12 protein-coding genes and 1 tRNA gene are annotated in these 13,444 nt (G+C 36.5%); 9 read left to right on the forward strand and 4 right to left on the reverse strand.

The genetic code is table 11. The annotated features are described in order from the left end of the window. Nucleotides 1–58: 58 nt before the first annotated feature. Both SBO79_RS04485 and SBO79_RS04490 read right to left on the reverse strand, forming a co-directional pair. A complete protein-coding gene (locus SBO79_RS04485; protein WP_318642356.1) occupies nt 59–622 on the reverse strand; it encodes a magnetosome magnetite crystal formation protein family in 564 nt (187 codons plus the stop codon). Between the two features lie 369 nt (nt 623–991). Continuing rightward, entirely contained in the window at nt 992–1,636 is a 645-nt protein-coding gene (locus SBO79_RS04490) for a hypothetical protein (RefSeq protein ID WP_318642358.1), read from the reverse strand. 418 nt (nt 1,637–2,054) lie between these two features. Between SBO79_RS04490 and SBO79_RS04495 the strand changes: the two genes are divergently transcribed. The 4 genes from SBO79_RS04495 (at nt 2,055) to SBO79_RS04510 (ending at nt 5,188) form a co-directional block, all read left to right on the forward strand. Next, the gene (locus SBO79_RS04495) at nt 2,055–2,825 is read left to right on the forward strand and encodes a TatD family hydrolase (protein WP_318642360.1); all 771 of its coding nucleotides are present in this window, start codon (nt 2,055–2,057) and stop codon (nt 2,823–2,825) included. A gap of 65 nt (nt 2,826–2,890) precedes the next feature. Further along, entirely contained in the window at nt 2,891–4,027 is a 1,137-nt protein-coding gene (locus SBO79_RS04500; protein ID WP_318642362.1) for a 1-acyl-sn-glycerol-3-phosphate acyltransferase, read from the forward strand. Continuing rightward, entirely contained in the window at nt 4,020–5,048 is a 1,029-nt protein-coding gene (locus tag SBO79_RS04505) for an asparaginase (protein WP_318642364.1), read from the forward strand. Before SBO79_RS04500 ends, SBO79_RS04505 begins: the two co-directional genes overlap by 8 nt. Nucleotides 5,049–5,103: 55 nt before the next feature. Beyond that, nucleotides 5,104–5,188: transfer RNA gene (locus tag SBO79_RS04510), tRNA-Ser, on the forward strand. Nucleotides 5,189–6,351: 1,163 nt separating this feature from the next. On the opposite strand, the gene SBO79_RS04515 is transcribed toward SBO79_RS04510, so the two are convergent. Then, nucleotides 6,352–6,897, reverse strand: a complete 546-nt coding sequence (locus tag SBO79_RS04515) for a DUF4494 domain-containing protein (protein WP_318642366.1) — start codon at nt 6,895–6,897, stop codon at nt 6,352–6,354. 821 nt (nt 6,898–7,718) lie between these two features. Here SBO79_RS04515 and SBO79_RS04520 point away from each other — a divergent pair. The 5 genes from SBO79_RS04520 to SBO79_RS04540 all read left to right on the forward strand — a co-directional run bounded on the left by SBO79_RS04520 (nt 7,719) and on the right by SBO79_RS04540 (nt 11,608). Then, entirely contained in the window at nt 7,719–7,949 is a 231-nt protein-coding gene (locus tag SBO79_RS04520) for an SRPBCC family protein (protein WP_318642368.1), read from the forward strand. Nucleotides 7,950–7,996: 47 nt separating this feature from the next. Then, entirely contained in the window at nt 7,997–9,676 is a 1,680-nt protein-coding gene (locus SBO79_RS04525; RefSeq protein ID WP_318642370.1) for an alpha/beta hydrolase-fold protein, read from the forward strand. 137 nt (nt 9,677–9,813) lie between these two features. Further along, nucleotides 9,814–10,269: a putative signal transducing protein gene (locus SBO79_RS04530; RefSeq protein WP_318642372.1), complete on the forward strand. Its 456-nt coding sequence runs from the start codon at nt 9,814–9,816 to the stop codon at nt 10,267–10,269. 153 nt (nt 10,270–10,422) lie between these two features. Next, nucleotides 10,423–11,082: a hypothetical protein gene (locus SBO79_RS04535; RefSeq protein WP_318642374.1), complete on the forward strand. Its 660-nt coding sequence runs from the start codon at nt 10,423–10,425 to the stop codon at nt 11,080–11,082. 109 nt (nt 11,083–11,191) lie between these two features. Continuing rightward, nucleotides 11,192–11,608, forward strand: coding sequence for a YidH family protein (locus tag SBO79_RS04540; RefSeq protein WP_318642376.1), 417 nt, complete (start codon nt 11,192–11,194; stop codon nt 11,606–11,608). A gap of 405 nt (nt 11,609–12,013) precedes the next feature. On the opposite strand, the gene SBO79_RS04545 is transcribed toward SBO79_RS04540, so the two are convergent. Beyond that, nucleotides 12,014–13,396 carry a T9SS type A sorting domain-containing protein gene (locus tag SBO79_RS04545; RefSeq protein WP_318642377.1) on the reverse strand — a complete coding sequence of 461 codons (1,383 nt, stop codon included), beginning with the start codon at nt 13,394–13,396 and terminating at the stop codon, nt 12,014–12,016. Nucleotides 13,397–13,444: the final 48 nt, after the last annotated feature.

A 13,444-nucleotide genomic window follows, 5' to 3' on the forward strand; every position in this document is an offset into this window, starting at 1 on the left:
ATCGTTTGTGACGCGTACTTTGCACACGTTCAAAAAGAACGATAGTTTTAGGAGTCTTTTACTTTATAAGCCTTAATATATTAGGATAAAGATGTCCAACAGTACCCTTATATGTTTTAACCGCAAAAGTAATTGCAATAACTACATTGATTAATGACAGCGAGATCCAAGCATATCCCAAAATTTCAGACAGAGGATAATGAGAAATTTTAAAATATAAATAAGTAAGAAGGACAAGAGCGCTTAGAGTTGACCATAGAATTTGAAAGTTCAAAAGATTGGCACCAACTTCCTGTAGTCCTGCTATTTTATCTCTTTTGGTTAGCCATAAAATTAGAGGCAAAATAATATTCCCTATTGGAATAAATATAAAGGTAATGACGGAAAGATGAAAGAAGGTGAGGAACGTTTTGTCAGAGTGTTTACCAATATCGGAAATTTTTAGATTTTCGATTTCCAAGACTGCAAGAATGCTCTTCAAAGTATTACCACTTGGTTGATTTTCATTATTCTCAACTCGCTGAATTGTACGCAAATTTATACCGCATAATTCGGCTAATTCTTCTTGAGTATATCCCTTTGCTTTTCGCGCTTCTCTAATATTTTTTCCAATCTCATTCATAACTCAAAGTATTAATTTCTTTGGCAAAATTATGCATATATATACTTTTTACTAGCGGTACTTTTACGACATCTCTATGACATTTGGTGAATTAAGAGTCTGTTTGGTATAATTCGACACTTATTACTTATGTAAAAGTGCTTTTAAATACTTTAAAAAAAGTATCCTTTCCTCTTGCTGCAGTACTTATATAGCGGATTTGAGCTCCTTTCGTTCGGAGGGAGTTGGTGTGGAAAACTCGCGTTAGGGATAGGGCGCAACCGAGCGAAGCGTACTGGCGAACCAAATTATTTTAGCACTTTTTCTGTCCAAAAAGATCGGGAGTGGCAACCCGCCCGAAGGGAACACCCAAAAAAACAAAAAAAAATACTATTTGCTAACTGGCTTTGACCGAATTAGTCCAATCATATATCCAACACCAATTCCGTAATAGCTACTCTCTGAATTTAAAATGGCAGATGGCGATACTGTGAATCCAAAAATACGTCCGAGTGGAATCTCCAATTTAGGATTGATGATCAAGCTTGCAGTAGATTTACTTCGGATATCGTATGTATAATTTCCACTAAAGAAATTGGACCCTGTTTTTTGCCAGTTTTCAACTGTTTCGACCGAGGTGTAGCCGACGCCTACCGCAGCATTTATCCGAAGAGTTTTGCGTGTATTTAGATTATAGAGTTTTCCTACCATAAGATGTACATCTACCGTTATTTCTCGAGCTGATGCTGCACCGTAAGTTACTAATCCTGCCAATCCAGAATTATAGTCACTTGGTTGGTCAGGAGATCTTCTGAAATTTGCATTTAAACCAAATTTCGCTGTATAGGTTTCTTCGTATATATAATTGAAATCTGTAGCAATTCCGACATAGTTCCCCAAATTTAGCTCGCTACTTAAGTAAACTAGATGTTTTTCAATTTCTTGTGCTGAAACCTCACCAATTGAGAAAAATGTGAAAAATGAAGCAATTAAAAAAACTTTTGAAGTTTTAAGAGAAAAATAAGGGTTTGTCATATTGGTAAATTAAGGCACCTATTTTGAGTCGCTAATATAGATTATATTCTATTTGAAAATGACAATAACTTTTTTAAAAAGTTGACTTTCAGATTTGATGAATTGTAACAGTTATAATTGGTAAACAGCTATTAAGTTTTCTTTTATTTTGGTTATCTGAAATATTTATATTGTGATTGAGTTGATAATAGCTGAGGTAAGAACTTTTGCGTTAGGGATAGAGCGCACCCGAGCGAAGCGAACTGGCGAAGCAAATCCTTTTTGGGCTTTTTCTGCCCAAAAAGATTGGGAGTGGCAGCCCGACCGAAGGGAACGCCCAAATGAAAATCATCAAAATAGTACTAAATCCTAATGCTTAACGCTTTTTTGACAAGTGCACTAGCTGAAACTTTGTAACTTTGCTACAAAATAATTTTTGATGAATTTGATTGATACGCATGTGCATATTTATAGTGAGGAGTATGATGCCGATAGAGCGCAAATGATGGTACGTGCTGCAGATGCTGGTATCTCTAAATTTGTGATTCCTGCGATTGACTCTGAAGCAACTCCCAAAATGTATGCGCTAGAACAAGAATATCCCGGAAAGGTACATTTAATGATGGGATTGCATCCTACTTATGTAAAACCGGAAAACTACCTCGAAGAGCTCGCACATGTGGAGCGAGAATTGGCAAGTAGAAAATTTGTGGCTGTAGGCGAAATAGGGATTGATCTTTTTTGGGATCAAAGCACTTTGGCAATTCAGCAGGAAGCTTTTAAAAGACAAATTCAGCTAGCAAAAAAATACAAACTTCCGATAAATATCCATTGTCGAAGTGCTTTTGACGAAGTTTTTGAGGTGCTAGAGCAGGAGAGAAGTGATGAATTATTCGGAATTTTTCATTGCTTTACAGGAACTTTTGAACAAGCGCAACAAGCAATTTCTCTAAATATGAAACTCGGAATTGGCGGCGTGGCTACTTTTAAAAACGGAAAAATCGACCAATTTCTGAATCAAATTCCACTATCCAACATCGTCCTTGAAACTGACGGACCTTATTTAGCGCCAGTGCCGTACCGTGGGAAGCGCAACGAAAGCAGTTACTTGAAGGAGGTCGTTGCAAAATTGGCATTGATTTATAATGTAGCGGAAGAGGAAATTGCACTTGCTACAACAAATAACGCTTGTGAAGTCTATAGCATTTAACAGATTATTATCTTAAAATTAAGAATTATTTTGTTCATTTGTTTACTAAAATATAAAATTCGATAATGTCTAAATTTGATACGATTCGCCCTTTCTCTGACACAGAAGTCAATGAGGGTATTAAATCTTCTATGCACCATCCGATGATGAAAGCATTGATGAATTTTAGTTTTCCAGGAACGCCAGATGAGGAATGGAAAGCACAGTTGCTGAAAACACATTCTATACGCGATTTCCAATGTAATTTTATCTACCAATCGCTACAGCAAGTTTTACAAAAAAGCTCCGAAGGCCTTAGTACTTCTGGTTTTGATAAACTTGATAAAAATACTTCTTACCTCTATATCTCCAATCACAGAGATATTATCCTTGATACTTCACTGCTTAATATGTGTCTTTTTGATCACGGATTAATTATGACGGCTTCGGCAATCGGCGATAATCTGGTTCAGAAATCCTTTATAAAAACATTGGCTCGATTAAATCGAAATTTCCTTGTACAGCGAGGATTATCGCCGAGAGAAATGTTGGCAAGTTCAAAATTATTGGCTGAATACATAGGTCATTTAATTACCGAAGAAAATCGGTCAGTATGGATTGCACAGCGTGAAGGCCGTACCAAAGATGGAAATGATTCAACTCATCAAGGTGTTTTGAAAATGCTGGGAATGGGAAATACCGAAGGTTTGGATATTATGCAATATTTCCGAAAGCTGAAAATTGTTCCGGTGAGTATTTCGTATGAATATGATCCGACCGATGCTCTAAAAATGCCGCAGATTATAGCTGAGGCCAAAAAAGAAGTGTACGTTAAAAACCAAAACGAAGATTTCGAAAATCTTTTGAGTGGTGTAATGGGTCAGAAGAAGCACATTCATATTCATTTAGGAGATGTCCTAGATATTGAATTAGATGAGGTTGCTGCTGAAGAATCAAGTTCAAACAAGCAGATTCAGGCATTGGCAGGAAAAATTGACGATGCTATTTTGAGAAATTATAGATTGTGGCCTACAAATTTTATCGCCTACGATATTGTAAATAAAACCGAAAAATATTCCGATCGTTACAGAGACGAGGAGAAAGGTATTTTTGAGCGTCGTATGATGTTACGAATAAATGAAGACAATCCAATTGAGCTTGCTGCTTTTCTAGCAATGTATGCCAATCCAGTGGTTAATAAAGAGAAATACGGCGATGTCTAAACCTACAGTACTTCTTATTTATACCGGCGGTACCATTGGGATGATGAAGGATTTTGCCACCGGCGCACTCAAGGCATTCGACTTTGATCAGCTGCTGGATAAAATACCCGAATTGCATTTATTGGACTGTGAGATAGCTACTTATTCTTTTGAAACTCCAATCGATTCCTCCAATATGAATCCGCAACAGTGGATTCGGATTGCAGCGGTAATCGAGGAGAATTATGAAAAGTACGACGCCTTTGTAGTATTGCACGGCTCCGATACGATGTCATATTCCGCATCAGCATTGAGTTTTATGCTGGAGAATCTGAGCAAACCAGTAATTTTCACGGGATCTCAGTTGCCAATTGGAGATTTGCGCACTGATGCCAAAGAAAATCTGATTACGGCGATTCAAGTTGCTACTTTGAGAGAAGGAGATTCTTCTATTTTGCAGGAAGTAGCTTTGTATTTTGAATATAAATTATACCGCGGAAATCGAAGTAGTAAAATCAATGCTGAGCATTTTAATGCATTTGCATCACCTAACTATCCGTGTCTTGCCGAATCTGGCGTTCACTTGAAAGTGGGGAATGAATTTCTTTTAAAGGCAGATAAAACGCAGTCATTAATTGTCCGCACATCTATAAATGAAGATGTTGCAATCATCAAATTGTTCCCAGGAATTAATGAGACGATTTTTGCGGGTATGGTATCAATTCCGGGACTTAAAGGCGTTGTTTTGGAAACCTACGGATCTGGAAATGCACCTACAGAAAGGTGGTTTACCGACACATTGAAGGATGCGATTTCGCGAGGAATTCACATTGTAAATGTCACGCAATGCAGCGGCGGTAGTGTGAATATGGGTCAGTATGAAACCTCTACGATGCTCAAGGAGTTGGGAGTCATTTCGGGTAAAGATATTACCACAGAAGCAGCAATCACAAAGCTTATGTACTTATTAGGACAGCAAATTCCAGCAGCCGATTTCAAAGATATTTTCGAAACTCCCCTTCGTGGTGAGCTAACGAAATAAGTGAAATATTATTTTTTAAAGCCGAAATTTTTGGTGTTATTTGCACACGTTAATTAGAGGGGTGGCCGAGTGGCTGAAGGCGCACGCTTGGAAAGCGTGTATATGGCAACATATCGTGGGTTCGAATCCCATCTCCTCTGCAAAGAAAAAATGCTTCCCGAAGGGGAAGCTTTTTTTGTTTTATAGCGTGACAAACTTTTAGTTTGGCAAAGCTCTAAAACAAAAAAGGCTTAGGCATGCAATGCCAAGCATTTTTTCTTTGTGAAAAATATCCTTTCAGGGATCAGCGAAGCTAATCCCATTCTGTAGAGCGTGGCAAACTTTTAGTTTGGCACGCTCTAAAACAAAAAAGGCTTAGGCATGCAATGCCAAGCATTTTTTCTTTGTGAAAAATCTCCTTTCAGGGATCAGCGGAGCTAATACCATTCTGTAGGATGTGACAAACTTTTAGTTTGGCACAGCTCTAAAACAAAAAAGGCTTTGGCATGCAATGCCAAGCATTTTATCTTTGTGAAAAACACAATTTCAGGGATCAGCGGAGCTAATACCATCTCCTCTGCTATGTTTTTTCTTAACTAGCTAATTAAAGGATTTACGCTCGAGAAACGCTTAACCATATTCACTATACTGAAATATAGAAAAATTAACTCTATACTTGGCATTTCTTATTAAATACAATTAAACTATTTAAGTTAACTTTTGGTATCTTCTTTAACGCGATAAAACAACGTATTGGTTTTTAAGGTTTTTGCTGGTATCAAATAATGTCGAAGAAAGAAAAATAAATTTTTAAGCTTATGAATTTTTCGTGATATTCTTTGTTGAGTTGAAATTTGTTATTTGATGTCTTTCATTTTTCGGGCGGCTTGTGGCTGTCTCATTCTTCACAGCCACAACCGAGCTTTCCGTTGTATCTTAACTACTTTAGACTTTTACTAAAATTGAAATTTAGGAAAGCAGCAAAGGATGCCGCTGCAAATGATATTCATCGAATACCTTTTCAAAATATTAACCAATGAGATAATCCCTGCCGCGGAATGGTTTCTCGTTTGTTGGAAACAATTCACATAATTATTTTGACTTGATTTTTGATATTGTACAGGGAGAAATTTTTGACATATACCAATGTAAGAGCTTTGAGTGCAAAACTTCAGTTATAGACAAACACATTGAGATAAAGATTCATAAAACCTAAGTCATCATAAGGAAAATAATTTCGAAATAAAGAAGAATTTCCGAAAACCCCTCAAAGATTACCATCAACCTATAAAAAAACCCGCTTTCGCGGGTTTTCCTAATTACCTTAAGCTTCTTGCTCTTCCGTCACAAACTCCATGTGATCTTCAACTTCTACCGCCTCCGGTTTTGAAGCTTTCAGAGCATTGAATTTCTCTAGTTGTTCTAATTCATTTTCGTCTCCAGAGAAGTACGGAAATACGTCAAGAATTGGCGATTCGGTAATTGCCGGAATCGTATAGTCGCCCATTGTGCCTTTCATGACGCTAACAGTATTGTCATAAGCTTCCTTCACGTCGTTGGCTTGAACAAGCAAATACATGCTCGTTTTGCGCTCTTTACCACTTTCTTCGTCAAATGCAATCAAAGAAACTTTCGATTTAAACCAACGATCAGCATTTTCAAACGGATGAATCTCCGCGTAATTAGCCATCTTGATATTCGTGATTTTAAACTCCTCACTTATATATGCCGACATTTCTTCGGTAATTCTACTCTCAGCTTCGGTGTATGATAAAGCGTCTACCAAATACGGTTCACTAATAATCTTTTGTGCGCCAGACTCTTCTAATTTTCTATATTTTACTTTGCATTCGTACCAAATATTGCTCATCTCATTTTATTTTTAGGAAGTCAAAGATAGATTTAAAAAGGAAATTTAATCCCATTATTCCGACTTTAACAAGGTGATTATTTAAAGTTTTGAAACTTATTTATTTTCGAAATTACTGCCGAACAAAATTGATTTTTACATAAAAACCATCGCAAGGATACTTGTGAGATTTCCATTTTTGATGATTAGGATAATTTTCACCTTTAGTTTTTTTTGGGCGGCTTGTGGCTGTTTCATTCTTCACAGCCACAACCGGGCTGTGCACTGTATCTTTGCTGCCAAGAACTATTTTGCAAATATTTCATATATAATATGGCAGCAAAGGATGCCGTTTCCATCCCTGCCGCGATCGTAAAGAAGAAATTTCTACCTTTTAAGAATTCATAAAAACATTAATCAAACACAAAATAACAATTGTATAAAACGTCGTTCCTATACCATCGTAGCAGCTATATTTTTCTCAAAGGAAATCCGCATTAGAATAATTGACAATACTACGAGCAATTGTACTAAAATACCGCAGCAAAACCGCCTATCATTACTAACTTCGTGCTAAAATCGATTAACTTACCAATATGCCCCTAATCCAACTTACCACCAAAATTTGCGCGCCAATATCAACTGTTTTCGACTTATCACGAAGCATTGATTTGCATAAAATTTCGACCCAACATACAAATGAGGAGGCAATCGCTGGACGCACTTCTGGATTAATCAATTTTGGCGAAAGCGTCACTTGGCGAGCAAAACACTTTGGAATATATTAAACTCTTACATCCAAAATTACCGTCTTCGAAAATCCAAATTTCTTTGTAGACGAAATGCAAAGTGGAATTTTTAAATCTTTCAAACATCAACACCTATTTTCTGAAGAGCAAAATGAAACAGTGATGACTGACATTTTTGAGTATCAATCTCCATTCGGAATTTTAGGAAAACTTGCCGACAAACTATTCCTCAAAATGTATATGACACAACTCCTAGAAAAGAGAAATCAAACAATTAAAGTTTTTGCGGAATCAAATCGTTGGGAAGAAGTACTTTCAAAGTAAATGGAAAGATGTTTTGCATTATATTTAGATCTGCAAAATTCTACCTTATGAAGATATTTTTATTTTTATCATTCTTGTTGTTGACGATGCCAATTAGTGCCCAAGAATCCTATTCTAAACTTACTGCCCAAGCAAGTAATATCGTAAAATCGCAAGATTCTTTAAATTACGGCCAAGCATCAAAACAGTTTCAAGAAGCTTTTGCAAAATATCCAGACAGCATCAAAGACACGGATTTTTATTACGCTTCAATTTTGTATTCGGAGTTGAAAGAACTGGACAAAGCTTTTAGATATCTCACTCCATTAGTAGCAAAGGAAACGGATGATGAGGGATTTCCGGGCTGGACTTTCGTATTGGACAGCTATGCTCAAGATGATTACAAAAATCTGCTAACTGACCCAAGATGGACCGAGCTGACAAAATCTGCCAGTATAGCTAAAAATCAATTTTTCGAAAAACTTGATGCTCAGCAAACGGAATTTTTTGATACTAAGGCAGAATTTAAAATGCATGGATCTGCGGAGGAACTGTATCAGCACTTAAAAAACTTCAACCCTTATAAGCAAAAACATCAGCAGAATTATTCGATTTCCTTTAAAGTAAATGATACTTTAATTACTTCTTATTTGGTACATCTACCAGCAAACTACAATCCCAAGAAGAAATATTCGGCATTAATTTTTCTGCATGGAGCAGTGCGTTTTACAAATTTTGCCGAATATCAGATTGCACAGCAAGTTTTAGGTTACGGAAATAAATTTTTGACCAAACATGGCGATTTGAATGATCAAATTCTGATTTTTCCAAGCGCGGACAAAAAATTTAATTGGATGACCGCGGATGCAGGATTTTATATTGTTCCTGAAATTGTCAAGCAACTAAAGTCAGCACTAAATATTGATGATAATAAAGTTTTTGTCACCGGGCATTCTAATGGAGCTACCGGATCTTTTTCTTACGCTATAAAGCAACCTACACAGTTTGCTGGTTTTTATGGATTTAATACTTTTCCGAAAGTTTTTACAGGAGGTACTTTTATCAACAATATTCTTAACCGATCTTTTCTAAACTTCTCAACCGACCAAGATTACTACTATCCTCCAAATGCAAATGATACTCTAAATAAAGTAATGGCTACAATTAAAGCTGATTACAAAGATTATCGATACAACGGTTTTCCGCACTGGTTTCCTGATTTTGAGGCGTCCGAACCCGCTTTCAAAATTCTATTTGCAGATCTAAAATCAAGAGAGAGAAATCCATTTCCCAAAAGATTGGAGTGGGAATTTGATGATGACAAATACGGCGCTGTTGACTGGCTAAGCGAGATTAGACTAGACACTCTGCAGACTAGAAAACCGTGGCATCAGAATCTGAATTTTGAGATAAAAAAGCGTCTAAAATATGACGACAAAGATGTTTTGGTCGAGTATGAAGTAGATGAGAAAGCTTTTGATTTTCCTCGAAAGTCGGGTAAAATAATCGCAGAATATCAAGACAACACTTTTAAAATTCAAACATCTTGTATATCTTCTTTTACCATTTTGATATCTCCTGAAATGGTTAATCTAAAAAAGAAAGTCAAGATTTATTTGAACGGAAAAATATACAAAAAGGTGAAAATTGATGCTGAAAAAGCATTTATAATCCAGAATTATCAAGAGAATAAAGATCGTGCTCAGATTTGGGTCAACGAAGTGGAGGTGAAAGTTCTATATAATTAATTTGCCATAAATTTTTCCATAATTTAATTGCAAATACCTACTTAGGTTATATCTTTATTTAGATCACTTGCAGCACACACCTACTGAAAGGTGTGTGCAGCAAGAATTTAGGTTTTTAATACGTTTAGCGAACAAACATGGAAAATAATAAGTTTAAAAAAATCGGTCAGTTTCAGTATTCTAGCGAAGCCTATATTTATAAAGGGAAACTAGAATCCGAAGGTATAGAAGTTTTTGTTCGCGACAATCACACTGTTGATACAGATCCATTAATCAGCAATGCCATTGGAGGTGTAAAATTATTCGTGAGGGTAGAAGATTATGCAGAAGCAATGGAAATTCTTTCTGAAATCAGTACATTTTCTGTGGACGACACTGGAAATCTCATCAAATGTCCGAGTTGTGGTGCGGAGAAAATCCAACTGCTGACTTCCATCAAAGATTTAAAATCCTTTATCTCGTTTTTATTTTCATTTCTCGTTTTTGTACTACCGTTTTACAATAGATACCAATACAAATGTGAATCTTGTGGTTTTGAATTTTCTGATGAAACGACCAAACCGCGGGGAATTAGTTCCAAGAATATTGCTTAATTTAAAAAGGTATGATTCTTCAAAATCTTGATATCTACTTGTCAAGTACACGACACGCAATTCATCTACAAAATGCAACATTTCGGTGATTTTATTTGCTAGAATTAAATTTTTATTTCCAATTTTACTTTTCGAAAAAAAAGCAACAATAGTATGGAGCATGCAATAAAAATTATGATCTACATCCACGCGTTTTTTGGTGGAATTGGTTTAATAACTGGCTTAGGGAGTGTAATAGTACAAAAAGGTAGTAATATCCATAAGAAATTAGGAACTGCATTTTCGTATTCGATGATTTTGAGTTCAATCATTTCTTTGATTGTGGCACGAATGCCTAATCACGAGAATTTATTTTTGTTCTTAATTGGAATCTTTACTATTTACCTGGTTTTGTCTGGTACGAGAGCCCTCAAGCTTCGAGCTAAATATAAAACCAAAGCCGATTTAATGGATAAAATAATTTCGGGAAGCATGTTGCTTTTATCTTTGATTATGCTCTCGGTGGGTATTATAGGAATTCTGCAGGAAATAGCCAACAGTATTCTATATGTATTTTTCGGAGGTTTTGGACTCTTAATGAGCATCAAAGATTTTCGAACTTTCAAAACTTTTAGCAGCAACAAAAATGCTTGGATCAAAAGTCACATTGGGCGTATGGTAGGTGCTCTGATTGCATCTATTACAGCTTTTATGGTAGCTGGACTTAATATCGGAACAGTTGTGGTTTGGATTACACCAACCATTGTGGGGACTATTTATATCATTTTTTGGACCAGAAAATTTAGCAACCCAAAAGTAGTAGTTAAGGAATAGCGGACATCGCATTTAGGTCGTGCCTGATACTGCTGTAAAAAATGTGCCTTATTTTATAAAACTTTGGCTACACCAACATGTATTTTTACAACTTCAGATACTTAAAACTATGCAAGACGACAAACCACAATTTAGCCAACATCTCTCAAACGAACAGACTTTTCTTTCTTGGGTCCGCACTGGTCTCGAAGTAATGGCTTTTGGAATTGTCTCGGTGAAATTTTCTTTATTCACTAATCAACTAGTAGGAATTCTTCTTGTGGGTGGTGGTGCTTTGATGAACCTATTTGCTTACTTAAAATACCGACAAAATCTCCGCCGACTTCGGGAAGCTGAATTTAAATATTCGCATAAAATGGTGACGGTTGTAATAATCGGAATTATGATGATAAGCATTACGCTACTCGTTATTTTGTATGACGCTTATATTACCGGCGATGCCACGCCCGTGCCTCTAAAGGATAAAATTGAAGAAACGAGCGGTTTGCCCGCAGACTCATCCTTTACCGAAGCTCCTAAAAATTAAAATATTTTTAATTAGTGTTCAAAAGAAAGCGGTTCGCAGTTTACAATCTACGGGCCGCTTTTAATGAAGTGTTTTGTTTCTGCCATTTGAAAGAAAATTTCCCTTGGATGAAATTTAGATTGTTGACTGTCGATATTTAGTATTGGTCATTTGAAAACCTTTTTCAAGTTATTTTACTGAGTCTTTAATCGAAGGTATTTATTGCAGCCCGGATGGCAATGGAAAGCCCGGAGCAAAAAAAGCCAGTTTTTTGGGCAGAAAAGAGCGACCAACGGAAGCTCCTTTTATGCCTTTGAAAAAACGGCTTTTTTTGTGAGGACTTGGAAAGTACAGCCGGAAATGCTGCCCAAAAAAAAAGTCACCACAATTAAGTGATGACTTTCTATAGTTGAAGTGTTGTCTAAATTAGTTTTTTACAAACTTTCTAGTCACTTTTCCTTGATCTGTAGTAATTTGTATAATGTAAATTCCTGCAGCCAATCCGTCAGCAGAAATTTGTGCTGATGTACTGTTTAACTTATTTGAAGAAATTTGCTGTCCTGAGATTGAATAGATTGCGTATCCTGAAAGATTTGCCGCTGTCTCAATATTGATTACTGCATCTACCAGTGTTGGGTAAATTGAAACTGCTAATTCTGTTGCAAAACCAGGTGTAGAAAGTACTGCAAATTGGAAGGTTGGATAACCATTATTCACTGCTTCGCTTCTAGTCCATGGAGTTGATGCTTGCGCTGCGTTTAGCAAAGTTACCATTGCATCTGATTTCATTTCGGAAGTCGTTTTGGAAGTAGAATTAATTACCACTTCTGGGCCTTCCCAAAGACCTACAAGATTGGTAATTCCTGAAGCTTGTGCATCCCAAAAAAGGTTTTCGGTAGTGATGTTTGCAACAGTACCAATTAGAGCACCTATGTACTCAGGTCCAGTAACGATTCCTGTAGAGTATGAATTTTTGATAATAAGTTCGCCTGCTGATCCTCCGTAAAAGCCACCTGCGCGTCCAAAAGATACTGTAACATTTCCTGTAGAAAAACAGTTATTTATAGTGATTGGACGGTTTGGAAAAAAGGTTGGTGCAGTGTAACCTGCAACTCCACCGGCAAGATATAATGCTGAAACTGCTGCAGAAGAATAGCTTTCTGTGATGGTTGCAAGATCCCACGGACCGCCTACGATTCCACCTACTTGTGCTTCTCCAACTACTGTTCCTGCAACTGAGCAACGTAGTATGTGAGAATTTGTCAGTAATGAACCGGCGATTCCTCCAATATTTGCTCCTAATTCTGCCGAAAGATCCAATCCAGTAACGTGGCAATCAGTAACTGTAGATCTCATTAATCCGCCAGCAATTCCTCCTGAACTATCTTTTCCTCTAACGTAAAGATTGTTAAACTTTAGGTTTTTGATCGTAGCATCGGTTGCTTGTCCAAAAAATCCTGTGAAAGCACCAGCTGGAGTTACTATAAAACCATTGCTGATTGTGTGGTTGTTACCATCAAAGGTACCTGAAAACGTTAGTGCAACTGTTTTTCCAATTGGTGAAAATAAATGCGCTCCCAAATCAATATCAGCACCTAGCACGATTGTTTTTCCAACAAATTTGTTTCCACCTTCAACCAAGACTGCTAATCCTGCTAATTCTTGTGGAGTAGAAAGTGTAAAAGACGTTGCGTCATTATACCAAAGTGTGTTGGCTTCTGTTGACCAATTAGTGGTTGGTACAGTTTGTGCAAAAGTTGTACTTACAATTAAGCAAGCAAAACTTAGAAAGAGTAGAATTTTTTTCATGATATTGTACTTTTGTTAAATGAAATTAGATATTTCACAAAAGTAAGT

It is taken from the genome of Flavobacterium ardleyense (assembly GCF_033547075.1).
GTDB classification, from domain to species: Bacteria; Bacteroidota; Bacteroidia; order Flavobacteriales; family Flavobacteriaceae; genus Flavobacterium; species Flavobacterium ardleyense_A.